Origin of the sequence: Zoogloea sp. (assembly GCF_030157465.1) — a bacterium.
Lineage (GTDB): Bacteria > Pseudomonadota > Gammaproteobacteria > Burkholderiales > Rhodocyclaceae > Zoogloea.
On the sequence record NZ_JAOAUU010000012.1, the window covers coordinates 45,697 to 59,736 of the forward strand.

Consider the following 14,040-nt stretch of genomic DNA (forward strand, 5'->3'; position numbering starts at 1 on the left):
CGGCACATGCTCCTCCGGTTCCTCACCGCGTTCGCCCTGCTGAGCCCCCTCGCCAGCCCGGCCGAACTCGTGATCGTCGCGAGCCCGCGCAGCGGCGCCATCGAACTCAGCCGCGAGCAGGCCGAAAAACTTTATCTCGGGCGCACCACCACGCTCGCCGACGGCACACCCGTCAAACTCGTCGACCTCCCCTCCGGCGCAACACGGGACGAGTTCTACCTCAAGCTCACCAACAAGAACCCCTCCCAGATCCTCGCCTACCGCTCGCGCCTGGTCTTCACCGGCCGGGCCTACCCCCCGCTCGAAGCCGAATCCGTCACCGAAGCCCGCCAATGGCTAGCCGACACCCCCAACCTAATCGGCTACCTCGAACGGGGCGACGTCACCGGCAACCTGCGCATCCTTCTCCGGCTGCCCTGAACGCCCGCCCCGGCCGGCGCCGGTTTTGTTTTGTTAACTTGCGTCAGTTTCGCACCCAGGCGGGGGAAAGTCGCAAACAGCGCAAGGATGGGCCCCTACAATCGGCCGCAACTGTACTTATCCCGTTTCGGCCCAATGACATCCACCGCCAGCGCAAAACCCTATCGCCCCAAAAGCGCACTCTCCGCAAGCCACACCCTGCTGTGGTTCGTGGCCGGCATCGCCGGCATGTTCCTGATCGTGTCCGCCGTGTTTGCCGTCAAGCTCGGCCTCGAGGGGCAGCTTCCCTTCGGCAAACGAAGCACCCCCACGCCGGTCACCCAGCCCGTCGCTGCCGCCGCAGACAAACCCGAATCCAGCGCCAAGCCCCCCATCGCGAGCAATCCCTCCGGCACCAGCAACAACGGCGAATTCGTATCCGGCACCGAGAACATCCTCCCGCCGGAAGTCGCCCACCTCGCCAAAACCACCATAGCGCCCGGCGAGCCGGCCACACCCGACCCGGCACCGGCACCGCCCGTCAATGCGCCCGCACCGGCAACCCCGGTCACGGCATCCGAGCCGGCAAGCCCGGGCCCGGCAGCAAGCGAAGCCATCACCACCACGCTGCACGCCTGGGCGGCCGCCTGGGAAAGCAAGGATGTCACTGCCTACCTCAAGCACTACGCGCCGGACTTCCAGCCCGCCAGCGGCCTCGGCCGCATCGAATGGGCCGAGCAGCGCCGGCAGCGGCTGTCCCGCCCCGGCGAGATCACCATCGGAATCGCCGATCTCGACATCGCCGTAAAGGGCGACCGCGCCACCGTCCGCTTCTCCCAGTCCTATCGCTCGCCCACGCAGAAGCTCGGAGAAACCAAGACGATCGAACTGACCCTGCGTGATGGCGCCTGGCTGATCGTGCAGGAACGGATAGGCGGCTGACAGGAATACCGGCACCACGATTGACCGAAGCCTGAAGCACGCGTATACTTGCGCGTTTCCTGAAAACCCTTCAATCGGAGTACATCCATGTACGCGGTCATAAAAACCGGCGGCAAGCAGTATCGTGTCGTCGTCGGCGAAAAACTCAAAGTAGAACAGATACCGGCTGACGTGGACTCGCAAATCACCATCGACCAAGTTTTCATGGTCGGCGAAGGCGAGTCGGTCAAGATCGGCACCCCCGTGGTTGCTGGCGCCACTGTCACGGCCACCGTGGTTTCCCACGGCCGTCACGACAAAATCAAAATCTTCAAGATGCGTCGCCGCAAGCACTACCAGAAGCACCAGGGGCACCGTCAAAACTACACCGAGCTTCGTATCGAAGCGATCTCGGCCTAACAAGGAGAAACCGGCATGGCACACAAAAAAGCTGGCGGCAGTTCCCGTAACGGCCGCGACTCAGAAAGTAAACGCCTTGGCGTAAAGCGCTACGGCGGTCAGTTCGTTCTGGCTGGCAACATCATCGTTCGCCAGCGCGGCACCGAATACCACCCGGGCGACAACGTCGGCATCGGCAAGGATCACACCCTGTTCGCGCTGACCGAAGGCACCGTTCAGTTCACTGTCAAGGGCGCCAACAAGCGTCGCACCGTGAGCATCGTCGCCGCTGCTGAATAAGCGCCGACCGTAGCACTTCAAAGCCCTATCGCTGCGATAGGGCTTTTTTCATTCAGGGTGTAAATAAAACCCCAACCGGACAAACCCATGAAATTTTTCGACGAAGCCCGTATTGAAGTCATCGCCGGTGACGGCGGTAACGGCGCCGCCACTTTCCGCCGCGAAAAATACATCCCGATGGGTGGCCCGGACGGTGGCGACGGCGGCAAGGGCGGCGACATCTACGCCGTTGGCGACCGCAACCTCAACACCCTGATCGATTTCCGCTTCAAGCGCACCTTCCTCGCCGAACGCGGCGAGAACGGCCGCGGCGCCGACTGCTACGGCAAGGGTGGCAACGACGTCGAACTGCGCATGCCGGTCGGCACCATCATCACCCTCCAGGAAACCGGCGAACTCGTCGCCGACCTGGACGCTGACGGAAAGCGCGTCATGATCGCCAGGGGCGGTCGCGGCGGCCTCGGCAACCTGCACTTCAAAACCAGCACCAACCGCGCTCCGCGCAAAAAAACCATGGGCCAGGAGGGTGAGCGCCTCGCCCTCAACCTCGAGCTCAAGGTGCTGGCCGATGTCGGCCTGCTCGGCATGCCCAACGCCGGCAAATCCACCTTCATCCGCGCGGTATCGTCCGCCAAGCCGAAGGTTGCCGACTACCCCTTCACCACCCTCGCCCCCAACCTGGGCGTAGTGCGCACTTCTGAGAACCGCAGCTTCGTCATCGCCGACATTCCCGGCCTGATCGAAGGCGCCGCCGACGGCGCAGGGCTTGGCCACCAGTTCCTGCGTCACCTGCAGCGCACCCACATCCTGCTGCACATCGTCGACATCGCCCCCTTCGACCCCGAAGCCAGCCCGGTGCGCGACGCCCACGCCATCGTCGAAGAACTCCGCAAGTACGACGAAGAACTCGTCAACAAGCGTCGCTGGCTGGTCCTCAACAAGCTCGACCTGATTCCCGACGAAGAAGAACGCAAGGAACGCATCGCCGCCTTCCTCGACGCTTACGGCCCGGTCGAACGTCACTTCGAGGTGTCCGCCATCAGCCGCGCAGGCTGCCAGGATGTCGTCTTCGCCATCCAGGACATCCTCGACGAAGAAAAGGCCGCAGCCCAGGCCGCCGCCGACGCAGCCGCGCTTGAAGCCGCAGCCCGCGGCGAAACCACGCCCGAGGCAGAACCCGAAGACGACACCGACTACGACCAAAACGAAACCGAAGACGAAGACGAGAGCGACGACGATGAGAACCCCAATCCGTAAGGCACGGCGTCTCGTCGTCAAGGTCGGCAGCGCCCTCGTCACCAACAACGGCGAAGGCCTTGCTGTCGAAGCCCTCGCCGACTGGGCTCGTCAGATTGCAGCCCTGCGGGCTGAGGGGCGCGAGATCGTTCTCGTCTCGTCGGGCGCCATCGCAGCCGGCATGCAGCGCCTCGGCTGGACCCGCCGGCCGCAGGAAATGCACCAGCTCCAGGCCGCGGCAGCCGTCGGCCAGATGGGCCTCGCCCAGGCTTACGAAAGCGTCTTTGCCCAGAACGGCCTGCACACCGCGCAGATCCTGCTCACCCACGCCGACCTGGCCGACCGCACCCGCTATCTCAACGCCCGCTCGACCCTCGTCACCCTGCTCGAACTGGGCGTCGTGCCGATCATCAACGAGAACGACACCGTCGTCACCGACGAGATCAAGTTCGGCGACAACGACACCCTCGGCGCCCTGGTCGCCAACCTGATCGATGCTGATGCACTGATCATTCTCACCGACCAGCAAGGCCTGTACACGGCCGACCCGCGGAATGACCCGAGCGCCACCCTCATCACCGAGGAGCGCGCCGAGAATACCGCCCTGGAAGCGATGGCCGGCGGCGCCGGCAGCGGCATCAGCAAAGGCGGCATGATCACCAAGGTACGCGCAGCGCAGCGCGCAGCGCGCAGCGGCGCTCACACCTGCATCGCCAGCGGACGCGAAGCCGATGCCCTGCTACGCCTGGCTGGCGGAGAAAAGCTCGGCACCCTGCTCTACGCCAGCAGCACCCCGCTGGCCGCACGCAAGCAATGGCTGGCCGACCACCTGCAACTGGCCGGCAGCCTGATCCTGGACGACGGCGCCATCGAAGCCCTCAAGTCCGGCAAAAGCCTGCTCCCCATCGGCGTCATTACGGCAGAGGGCGATTTCGCCCGCGGCGCAGTCGTCGCCTGCCGCACTCGTGATGGCCAGGAAGTCGCCCGCGGCCTCGTCAACTACGCCGCCAACGACACGCGCCGGATCGTACGCCACGCATCCACCGATATAGAGGAACTGCTCGGTTACACCGAAGAGCCCGAATTGATACACCGGGACAACCTCGTACTGATCAGCTGAAATCCAGCTTGCTACAAAATAATAATGGCCACCCGATCGGTGGCCATTATTATTTTCCCCGCCGTTTTTTCACCCGCCAGTCTTGAAGACTGGCAAGCCGGCAAGAAAAACGGGCACCCGAAGGTGCCCGCTTGGTTCTAGCTCAGACGAAGTCTGAATTAGAAGGAGTGACGCAGGCCGATCTGGACGCCTTGCAGGGTGGCACCATCGGTGCTCATCACGCCGCCAGCACCGTTAGAAGCGCCATTGACAGAATTCAGACCGACAGCGTTAATGCCGTAGTCGTACGAAGCATTCTTGTCGTTGTTCAGGTGCGAGTAGACAGCCTTCAGGATGGTGCGCTTGGACAGGCTGTGCTCGTAGCCGATCACGAAGAGCTTGGCGCCGGTGTCATCAACGCTCTTGCCATCAGCCTTCACGTCACGAGCCAGGTACGCTTGACCAATGATCTTGCCAGCCGGGGTCACGTTGAAGGTGCCGCCCAGACCGAAGACGTTTTGGGTAGCACGGCCAAAGTTGTCATCGCCACGAACGCGGTCAAAGATCGCGCGAATGGAAGCAACGCCGAAGTCGTACACACCACCAACACGCAGGTCGCTGGCCTTGGTGCTATCGGTGTCACCAAAACGCACGGCGTTGTAGGTCACAGCAGCCATCAGCGGGCCATTGGCGTACTTCACGCCGACGTCGTAACCGCTGGTGTTAGCAGAGGTGGCGGCACCGTGGAAAGCCTTGTTTTCGTTGGCCACATAAGCGACGGTGGCGTTCAGGCCAGCAAAGCTCGGGGAAACGTAAGCAATCGCGTTGGTCCAGCGGTCATCGAACGGCGACACGCAGACGCTCGAGCGGCCGCACAGCGCTGCGTCTTGAACAGCGGTATTGAACGGGGTTGCGCCAGAAACCAGACCACCACCGAGCTTGCCGAGCAGAGCGCCGTTGGAGCCAATGCCGGTAGCGCCAGCGTTGACGTCAACTGCACCGCCCAGAGCACGGGTCGGGGCAGTCAGCTTACCCAGAACAACGGTACCGAAGCCGCCGGACAGACCAACAAAGCTGTCACGGGTGGCGCCCAGAGCGCCGTTGTTGTCGAAACCAACACCGCTTTCGAACTGGAACACTGCGGTCAGGCCATTGCCCAGGGCTTCAGCGCCCTTGAAGCCGATGTAGGACGAGTTGGTGGACACGCGGGTCGTGTTGCCCAGCTCGTTTTGAGCATCGCCAGATGCACGGACGACGTCGAAGGTTGCGTCAGCAACGCCGTAAACGGTCACGTTGGCTTGAGCGAAGGCACCGGTGGAAGCCAGGCCGGCGACGGCCAGAGCGATCAATTTCTTTTGCATATGTTTCTCCTCTTGATTGAAGACTGGCACGCGCCGATTTCACGGGGCCGACCAATTTCACCTCTCTAACGAGAAGTTGGAGTGCATTGTCAGTGCGAAGGGAAGCCAAGGGCAAGGACAGCGTTGTTTTTTGGATGCCACCAGGCCGTGGACTGTTGCATGTTCGCAACATTGGGACAAAAAGCAGAATCGGGAGACAGCGCACGCCTTACCCAAAACAAAAAAGCCAGCCCTCAGGCTGGCTTTGGCTCTGCAGGCGCAGATTACTTCTGGCTGAGCACCCAGGCCACAAGGGTCTTGGCCTCGGCGGCGCTGACCTGCGGGTTGGGGGGCATGGGGATCTGGCCCCAGGCGCCGACGCCACCCTTCTGGACCTTTTCGATCAGTTTGGCTTCGGCGGTCTTGTCGCCCTTGTACTTGGCTGCGACATCCTTATAGGCGGGGCCGACCAGCTTCTTGTCTACGGCGTGACAGGCCAGACAGTTCTTGCCCTTGGCCAGATCGGCGCCTGCATCGGCGAAAGCGGCGGTGGAGCCCATCAGGCCGGCAATGGCGGCAACAGCAACGAGTTTCTTCATTGTGATCCTCTCGGTTTGTGTGGCGGGAAATGTGGCAGATTTGCGGCAGATAGCGGCGCGTCGAAGTCTAGTCCGCCCACGCGGGTTTGCCAATTTTTATGAGCTCCGCTTCGAGACTCGACCAAGCGGAAGCCGGTGGCATGCATTCAACGCCCCGGCACAGCCACGCGTTGACAGCATCGCCGGCGGGTTTGTCGAGCACGGGCGGCAGGCCGCGCAGGCCGGTGGGCAGTGCCAGCACCAACAGGCCGGGGCGATAGTGGGCGGCAAGCTTGCGCTGCCAAGCGGGAAGATCTGCTGCAGGGCCGCGCAACACGGCGACCGGCGGCGGCGCAAGCTGTTCGGCCAGTGCGACGGCGATGCTGGCATAGCCGCCTGGGCTGGCGCGAAGGGCCGGGTAATAGGCTTGCAGGGTGCGCTCGGCGGCAGCCAGGTAGCGCGTCTCGCCGGTGAAGTGGGCGAGCCGGCCGAGCACCTGGGCGGCGATTCCGTTGCCGGACGGCATGGCGCTGTCGTGGGCGCCCTTTGGGCGATGAATCAGGGTTTCGTGGTCGTGGCGGGTGAAATAGAAGCCGCCGCCGGCCTGATCCTGGAAGTCGTCGAGCATGGCGTCGGCAAGGTCTTCGGCGAATTCGAGATCTTCTGCGCGATAGCCGGCCTGCAGGCTTTCGACGAGGGCGTTGATCAGGAAGGCGTGATCGTCGAGGTAAGCATCGAGGTGGGCGCGGCCGTCCTTGCAGGTTGCCAGCAGACGCCCGTTGCGCCAGAGGGTGCTGCGGACGAAGTCGATGGCACGGGTGGCCGCGGCAAGCCAGTCCGGACGGTCGAAGACGCGGGCGGCGCGGATCAGGCCATGGATCATCAAGGCATTCCAGCTGACCAGCAGTTTGTCGTCGCGGCCGGGCCGGATGCGGGTTTCGCGCCGGGCGAAGAGCCTGGCACGGGCGCTGGCGAGAAGCGCTGCGGCCTCGGCTTCATCCAGGCCGAGATTGGCCGCCACGTCGTCCAGCGGCTCGGCGATGTGGAAATGCCAGTGGCGGCCCTCGAAGTTGGGCGCCCGGGCAAGGCCGTAGTGGCGGGACAACACGTGAAACTCCCGCTCGTCGAGCAGGCTGCGAACCTCGGCCTTGTCCCAGACGTAGAACCGGCCCTCCTCGTGCTCGGTATCGGCGTCCAGCGAGGAGGCGAAGCCGCCCTCCGGGAGGCGCATTTCGCGCAGCGCCCACTCGGCCGTCTGCTCCGCGACGCGGGCAAACAAGGGCTCGCCGGTGAGGGCCCAGGCGTCGGCGTAGAGCGCGAGCAGCGGGCCGTTGTCGTAGAGCATCTTTTCGAAATGGGGAATAGCCCAGCGTTCGTCGACGCTGTAGCGGGCAAAGCCGCCGCCGAGCTGGTCGAAAATGCCACCCCCGGCCATTCCGCGCAGGGTTTTGAGGGCCATGTCACGGGCCGCTGCGTTGCCGCTGCCGAGCAGGAAATCGAGGTCGGCAGGTTGGGGAAACTTGGGCGCTTCGCCAAAGCCGCCGTGGCGGGTATCAAAAGTGGACGCCAGCGTGGCGATCAGCGACTTGAGCGGGGCGGGGCTGAAATCCGACGGATGGGCGCGGCCGGTGGCGTCGCTGCGGGCAAGTGCCGCACGCAGGCTGGCGTTCTGCTCGTCGATGGCGGAACGCTGGTTATGGAAGGCGGCGGAAATCTGTTCGAGCAGGTCGGGAAAGCCCGGCAGCTGGTAGCGGGGTGTTTTGGGAAAATAAGTGCCGCTGAAAAATGGCGTGCCGTCGGGCGTCAGAAAAACCGTAAGCGGCCAGCCGCCGCCGCGCCGGGCGAGCAGTTGGTGGGCTGACTGATAGATCTGGTCGAGGTCGGGGCGCTCTTCCCGATCCACCTTGATGTTGACGAACAGGCGGTTCATCAGCGCCGCCACTTCGGCATCCTCGAAGGATTCGTGGGCCATGACGTGGCACCAGTGACAGGCGGAGTAGCCGATGGAGAGGAGGATGGGCCGGTCTTCGCGGCGGGCGAGCTCGAGGGCTTCGTCGCACCAGGGCCACCAGTGAACCGGGTTGTCGGCGTGCTGCTGGAGGTAGGGGGAGGTTTCGTGCTGGAGGCGGTTGGGCATGGGGGCTCCCGGGGTTTTGTTGTTGTGTTTGTGGTGGCGTGCTTTTGCGTTGGAGCCCCCGGCCCCGGCAAAAGTTGTGGGCGCGTCAGAAAGCGATGGCGATGGAAAACTGGAGCCGGACGCGGTGGTCTGCCTGGCCGTAGGCGAGATCGACCGCAATCGGGCCGGCCGGGCTTTTCCAGCGGGGGCCCATGCCGTAACCGAGGTTCATCTTGAAGAGCTTGCGTTCGTCGTTGGCGTTGCCGGCATCGACAAAGGCGGCAACGCCCCAGTCGCCCTTGTACCAGTGAACGTACTCGGCGCTGGTCACCGCAAGGTAGCGCCCGCCAACGGTGGCGCTGCCGTCGGTGACGCCCAGGCTCTGGTAGGCGTAACCCCGCACGGTTTGCGCGCCGCCGGTACGGAACAGGAAATCCTGCGGCACACCGTCGCGGGACGCGGCAATGGTGATGCCGCCTTCGGCACGCAGGATGATCACGTCCCGGTCGAAGGCGGGCAGGAACTGCTGGTAGCGGCCATACACGCGGGCGAAGTTACGGTCGGACAACAGCACTTGCGACGCGCCGCCGAGTTGCAGGTTGAGCACGTGGCCGTGGTGCGGATCGAGGATGCTGTCGACGCTGCGGTGGGTCCAGGACCAGTTGGCCGTCAGCGCGCTGCGGCGGGTGCTCAGGCTGCCGTCGGGTGCAAGGGCCTCGTGCTGGTAATTGAGTGCAAATCGGTTTTCGATGTTGCCACTGGGCAGGGTACGAACCACACCGATGGACTGGCGCTGGGTTTGCAAGCCGGCGATGTTGGTGTGCTCGGCAAGCACGCCCACGCTGTCGAGCGCGCCGTCCAGCGAGGGCGGCAGAAAAACATCGGCATAGACGAGCTGGCGGCGCTGCTCGATTCGCAGGCCGCTGACGAGGTTGTAGGCCCGGTCGAAGAAATGGGCGTCGCGATAGCTGGTTTCGACGCGGTAGCCGGTGTTGCTGCTGACGCCGAATCCGAAACCGACGCGTCGCGGCTTGGCCTCGGTGACCTGCACGCGCACCGGCGCGGCTTCAGGCGTGGCGCTATGGCGGTCGATGTCGACAACGACCGAGGCAAAATAAGTGGTGTTCTGCAGGGCGCTCTGGAACAGCAGCAGGCGCTCCTGGCTGTAGGGCTCACCGGGCGTGGGCGGGCGGTAGCGCTCGATCAGCGAGCGGTCGTAATCGACGAGGCCGGTGATTTCAAGCGGGCCGAAGCGGAACACCGGGCCGGAATCCACCGTTACGCTCAGTGCGGCGCTGGCCGTGGCCGGGTCGATCAGCGCCTCGCTGTCGGTGATCGCAGCAGCGGCGTATTCGCGGGCACTCAGGGCGTCGAGCACGCGCTGCTTGGCAGCGTCCCAGTCAGCCTGCCGGAAAGGCTGGCCGACCGGCAGGCCCCAGGCTTCCCGCAGCGCGGCGAGGCGGGCCGGACGATCGCCTTCGTCGCGGCTCAGATCACCGGCAAAATCCAGCCGCACGCTTGAGATGGTGCTGCGCACGCCCGGCGTCACCACGATGCGGAAGTCGTCGTCGGCCTCATCACCTTCGATGGAGGCCGAGAAATAGCCTTCGGTGGCGAGGATTTCTTCGACTTCCTTGCGCGCCCGGCGCAGCAGTGCAACGCGCCCGGCCGCGTCGATCTCGTCGGTGCGACGATCAAGAAAATCCAGGTGTTTGACGAGCAGCGGACGCAGCTCGTCGGGCACGACCAGCTCAACGCTTCCGGCAGCGCGCACGGCGCCGGCAAACCCGAGGGCAAGCAGGATCAGCAGCAGACGAAGAACAAGGGCATGGCGCGGCACGGGACGGATTCTACCCGCCCGTCACCGCTCTATGCGTCGCCGAGCCGCATGAGGCGCGGATTGCCGCCGCAGGCGGTGATGTTGTCGGTGATGCAGCGCTCCACGATGAGGCGTTCGATGGCATAGGCCGGCTCTGGCACAAGGAAGGGGCGGATCGGCCCACCCTGCTCCGCACAGGCGCAGCGCCAGCGGGCCGTCTCGGGTGCCGGCAAATCGGCGAGCACTGCGACGCTGTCGGAAAAGGCATCCTCGCAGCGCTCAACCCGGGCCTGCAGGGCCGGCGGCAGCATCGACAACCAGGCTTCGGCCGACTGGCCGGCCAGAACCCGCAGACGGTTGCCGGTAGCCAGCACTGCGGCAAGCTGGTGCAGCCAGGCTTCGAGACCGTCGGCAAGGCCGAGGACTGCGCCGCGGGGATAAAAACCGAGGGTGTTGGTTTCGCCGGTCGGCCCCGGCAAGGCCAGCACAAGGCCGGCCAGCGATGCCCGGCGGTAGGCTGCAAGGTGGTCGCGCAGGCGACAGCGGGCAGCCTCGTCCAGCGGCACCGCGTCGCCGAATAGCCACGCTTCCATGTCATCAAGCGCGAAGCGCGCTGGACGCGGCAGATCCGCCAGCGGCAACGGGGCGCCACGCACGAGGCGCCGCAGGCTCAGCGGCCCGCCGGCCTTGGGACCGGTGCCGGAGAGGCCTTCGCCACCAAACGGCTGCACGCCGACAACCGCTCCAATCATGTTGCGGTTTACATACATGTTGCCCACCCGCGCACGGCCGGTGATGTGGGCAATGGTTTCATCCACCCGGGACTGGATGCCGAGGGTGAGGCCGTAGCCTGTGGCGGCAAGCGCGTCGAGCAGATCGTCAAGATCGCAGGCGGCGTAGCGGATGACATGGAGCACCGGCCCGAAAACTTCCCGGTCGAGCTGCAATGGCGAGGCCAGTTCGATGAGCGTTGGCGCCACGAAATGTCCTTGTGCGCAGGTGTCGGGCAGGCTGCGGGTGAGCACCCGATGGCGATTGGCGCGCATGGCGTCGATGTAGGCCTCGACCCGCAGGCGCGCGGCCTTGTCGATCAGGGGGCCGATATCGGCCGAAAAATTGTCGGTGGGGCCGAGTTCAAGTTCGGCGATTGCACCGTCGAGCAGCGCAAGCACCCTGTCGGCAATGTCCTCCTGGACGCACAGGAGCCGCAACGCCGAGCAGCGCTGCCCGGCGGAATCGAAGGCGGAGGCGATCACATCGGTCACCACCTGTTCGGGCAGCGCGGTGGAGTCGACAATCATCGCGTTGATGCCGCCGGTTTCAGCGATCAGCGGCACGTCGCCACGGACGGCGAGCTGGCGCTGGATGCCCCCCGCCACCGCCGTCGAGCCGGTAAACAGCACTCCGGCCACGCGCGAATCGGCCACCAGAGCAGCGCCAACGTCACCGCCGCGACCGGGCAGGCACTGCAGCACGGGGCGCGGGATGCCAGCTTCGTGCAGCAGCGCGACGACCCGGTCGGCAATCAGCGGAGTCTGCCCGGCGGGCTTGGCGATCACCGGGTTGCCGGCAGCGAGCGCGGCGGCAATCTGCCCGACGAAGATCGCCAACGGAAAATTCCACGGGCTGATCGCCACCACCACGCCAAGGGGCTGGCTGCCGGTCAGGTCGCCGGCGCGCAGGCGGGCGGCGTAGTAGCGGCAGAAATCGGCAGCCTCGCGCACTTCGCCCTGGCCGGCGGTGATCGTTTTTCCGGCTTCCCGCACCAGCAGGGCGACAAAGGCATGGCTGCGGGCTTCGAGGGCCTGGGCGGCGCGTTCGAGGGCGATGGCACGGACTTCGGCATCAACGCCAGCCCAGGTCGCCGCTGCGGCACTGGCCGCCTGCAGGGCCGCTTCGACATCGGCGGACGTGGCAAAGCGAACGCGGCCAACCACCTCGCCTTGACGCGCCGGATTGCAGATTTCGACCGAACAGCCCTCTTCGGCCACGGTTTCGGCAGCGATACGCGGGCCGACTGTCGGCACGTCGGCGCGGCTTTTTTCAAGGGCAGCAAGAAAGGCCCGGCGCACCGGCGCCGCGGCAAGGTCGAAACCCCGGCTGTTACGCCAGTCCGGATAGAGCCCGACCGGCAGCGGAACGCCCGGATGGCGGGCGCAGCCGCCAGCCAGGGCTGTATCGACCGGGTGCGTCAGCAATTCGCCGAGCGGCACCTTCTCGTCGACGATGCGATTGACGAAGCTGGTGTTGGCGCCGTTTTCAAGCAGGCGACGAACGAGGTAGGCGAGCAGCGTCCGATGGCTGCCAACGGGCGCATAGACGCGTACCGGCCGGCGCATGGCGGGCTCTTCGGAGGCGACAAGCTGGCGATAAAGCGCTTCGCCCATGCCGTGCAGGCACTGGAATTCGTAATCCCCCGGCCGGAAGCGACCGCCTGCTTTAAGCACCGCAGCAACCGTGTGCGCGTTGTGGGTGGCGAATTGCGGAAAGATCGCGTCGGGCGCCGCCAGCAAGCGCCGCACACACGCCAGATAGGCCAGGTCGGTGTGGGCCTTGCGGGTATAGACGGGGTAATCGACAAGGCCGTCCTGCTGGGCTCGCTTGATCTCGGTATCCCAGTAAGCGCCCTTGACGAGGCGCACCATCAGCCGACGGCGATGGCGGCGAGCCATGGCGATCAGCCAGTCGATGACGAAGGGCGCCCGCTTCTGGTAGGCCTGCACTGCAAAACCGAGGCCCGCCCAGTCGGTGAGTTCAGGATCGGCGACGAGGGCGGCAAGGACGTCGAGGGACAGCTCCAGCCGGTCGGCTTCCTCGGCGTCGATGGTGAGGCTGATGTCGTGCCCCTTGGCGAGCAGGCACAAGTGGCGCAGCCGCGGCAGCAACTCGTGCATCACGCGCCCGCGCTGGGACCAGTGGTAGCGCGGATTAAGCGCCGACAGCTTGATGGAGATGCTGTTGCCCTTGTGTACGCCGCGCCAGGCATCGCCGATGCCGATCGCGCGGATGGCGTGGGCGTAGGCGGCGGCATAGCGCTCGGCGTCATCGGCACACAGAGCGGCCTCGCCGAGCATGTCGAAAGAGTAACGGTAGTCGGCGGCAGGCTCGCCGGCCACACGTTCAAGGGCTTCCTCGATGGTTTCGCCGAGCACGAACTGCTGGCCGACCCGGCGCATCGCACACTCCATCGCCTCGCCGATCAGCCGCTCGCCGCCCCGCGCGGCAATGCGGGCCAGGGCCCCCGGCACACGGGCTGCGTCTTCGGGCGCCAGCAGGCGGCCTGTCAGGGCGAGGCTCCAGGCAGCCGCATTGACAAACAGCGAGGGGCTTTGCCCAACATGGCCCGACCAGTCCCGGTCGCGCAGCTTGTCCCGGATCAGGCGCATGCGTCCTGCGTCGTCCGGCACCCGCAGCAAGGCTTCGGCCAGGCACATGAGCGCGACGCCTTCGCTGCTGTCGAGGGAGAACTCGTTCATCAGCGCATCGACGCCGCCGGCCCGCATGCGACTCCGGCGCACCCCGGCGGCCAGGCTTTCAGCCCGCGCCGACAGCCTGGCCGCAAGCTCGGCAGGACAACGGGCTTCGTCGATCAGCGCGGCAACGCAGTCGGCCTCAGGTCGGAGACAGGCTGCTTCAACGGCCTCGCGCAAGGTGCCCAGATCTTCGTCGGAAGGCGGAAGGGGGGCAGGCTCGAAGGGAATTGACATGGCTTCACCAGACGTTAGCAGCACAAGCTGTCAGGTTCGACCATGCTGGATGAAAACGATTCAAACTTGAAGCGTCCGGGCAAGGGGCCGGCAGGAAGCACGGCCCGACCAGCCCGGACGAAGGCC

11 protein-coding genes are annotated in these 14,040 nt (G+C 65.3%); 6 read left to right on the top strand and 5 right to left on the bottom strand.

The genetic code is table 11. The features are described from left to right. Positions 1-6 precede the first annotated feature (6 nt). From Q1W26_RS01860 to proB, 6 genes are all read left to right on the top strand, one after another. Complete coding sequence (locus Q1W26_RS01860; RefSeq protein WP_300435108.1) at positions 7-420, top strand: hypothetical protein; 414 nt, start codon at positions 7-9, stop codon at positions 418-420. 135 nt (positions 421-555) lie between these two features. Further along, complete coding sequence (locus Q1W26_RS01865) at positions 556-1,341, top strand: nuclear transport factor 2 family protein (RefSeq protein WP_300435110.1); 786 nt, start codon at positions 556-558, stop codon at positions 1,339-1,341. An 87-nt stretch (positions 1,342-1,428) separates the two neighbouring features. Continuing rightward, entirely contained in the window at positions 1,429-1,740 is a 312-nt protein-coding gene (gene rplU / locus Q1W26_RS01870; RefSeq protein ID WP_300435112.1) for a 50S ribosomal protein L21, read from the top strand. A 15-nt stretch (positions 1,741-1,755) separates the two neighbouring features. Then, positions 1,756-2,019 (top strand): 50S ribosomal protein L27, encoded by a 264-nt coding sequence (gene rpmA / locus Q1W26_RS01875; protein WP_148579358.1) that lies wholly within the window; start codon positions 1,756-1,758, stop codon positions 2,017-2,019. A gap of 87 nt (positions 2,020-2,106) precedes the next feature. Continuing rightward, on the top strand, positions 2,107-3,276 hold the full coding sequence (obgE, locus tag Q1W26_RS01880; protein ID WP_300435114.1) for a GTPase ObgE: 1,170 nt from the start codon (positions 2,107-2,109) through the stop codon (positions 3,274-3,276). Further along, on the top strand, positions 3,257-4,375 hold the full coding sequence (gene proB / locus Q1W26_RS01885) for a glutamate 5-kinase (RefSeq protein ID WP_300435117.1): 1,119 nt from the start codon (positions 3,257-3,259) through the stop codon (positions 4,373-4,375). The genes obgE and proB overlap by 20 nt, the downstream gene beginning before the upstream one ends. 158 nt (positions 4,376-4,533) lie before the next feature. On the opposite strand, the gene Q1W26_RS01890 is transcribed toward proB, so the two are convergent. The 5 genes from Q1W26_RS01890 to putA form a co-directional block, all read right to left on the bottom strand. Then, on the bottom strand, positions 4,534-5,715 hold the full coding sequence (locus Q1W26_RS01890; protein ID WP_300435120.1) for a porin: 1,182 nt from the start codon (positions 5,713-5,715) through the stop codon (positions 4,534-4,536). Positions 5,716-5,978: 263 nt separating this feature from the next. Beyond that, on the bottom strand, positions 5,979-6,293 hold the full coding sequence (locus Q1W26_RS01895; RefSeq protein ID WP_300435123.1) for a c-type cytochrome: 315 nt from the start codon (positions 6,291-6,293) through the stop codon (positions 5,979-5,981). A gap of 67 nt (positions 6,294-6,360) precedes the next feature. Then, entirely contained in the window at positions 6,361-8,409 is a 2,049-nt protein-coding gene (locus Q1W26_RS01900) for a thioredoxin domain-containing protein (protein WP_300435125.1), read from the bottom strand. An 85-nt stretch (positions 8,410-8,494) separates the two neighbouring features. Continuing rightward, on the bottom strand, positions 8,495-10,228 hold the full coding sequence (locus tag Q1W26_RS01905; protein WP_300435127.1) for a BamA/TamA family outer membrane protein: 1,734 nt from the start codon (positions 10,226-10,228) through the stop codon (positions 8,495-8,497). 29 nt (positions 10,229-10,257) lie between these two features. Continuing rightward, on the bottom strand, positions 10,258-13,914 hold the full coding sequence (gene putA / locus Q1W26_RS01910) for a bifunctional proline dehydrogenase/L-glutamate gamma-semialdehyde dehydrogenase PutA (RefSeq protein ID WP_300435130.1): 3,657 nt from the start codon (positions 13,912-13,914) through the stop codon (positions 10,258-10,260). Positions 13,915-14,040 lie beyond the last annotated feature (126 nt).

What these genes read in the sequence shown, in the direction of transcription:
- Q1W26_RS01860 (WP_300435108.1), top strand. Translation starts at nt 7, where the DNA reads ATGCTCCTCCGGTTCCTCACCGCGTTCGCCCTGCTGAGCCCCCTCGCC.
- Q1W26_RS01865 (WP_300435110.1), top strand. Translation starts at nt 556, where the DNA reads ATGACATCCACCGCCAGCGCAAAACCCTATCGCCCCAAAAGCGCACTC.
- rplU (WP_300435112.1), top strand. Translation starts at nt 1,429, where the DNA reads ATGTACGCGGTCATAAAAACCGGCGGCAAGCAGTATCGTGTCGTCGTC.
- rpmA (WP_148579358.1), top strand. Translation starts at nt 1,756, where the DNA reads ATGGCACACAAAAAAGCTGGCGGCAGTTCCCGTAACGGCCGCGACTCA.
- obgE (WP_300435114.1), top strand. Translation starts at nt 2,107, where the DNA reads ATGAAATTTTTCGACGAAGCCCGTATTGAAGTCATCGCCGGTGACGGC.
- proB (WP_300435117.1), top strand. Translation starts at nt 3,257, where the DNA reads ATGAGAACCCCAATCCGTAAGGCACGGCGTCTCGTCGTCAAGGTCGGC.
- Q1W26_RS01890 (WP_300435120.1), bottom strand. Translation starts at nt 5,715, where the DNA reads ATGCAAAAGAAATTGATCGCTCTGGCCGTCGCCGGCCTGGCTTCCACC.
- Q1W26_RS01895 (WP_300435123.1), bottom strand. Translation starts at nt 6,293, where the DNA reads ATGAAGAAACTCGTTGCTGTTGCCGCCATTGCCGGCCTGATGGGCTCC.
- Q1W26_RS01900 (WP_300435125.1), bottom strand. Translation starts at nt 8,409, where the DNA reads ATGCCCAACCGCCTCCAGCACGAAACCTCCCCCTACCTCCAGCAGCAC.
- putA (WP_300435130.1), bottom strand. Translation starts at nt 13,914, where the DNA reads ATGTCAATTCCCTTCGAGCCTGCCCCCCTTCCGCCTTCCGACGAAGAT.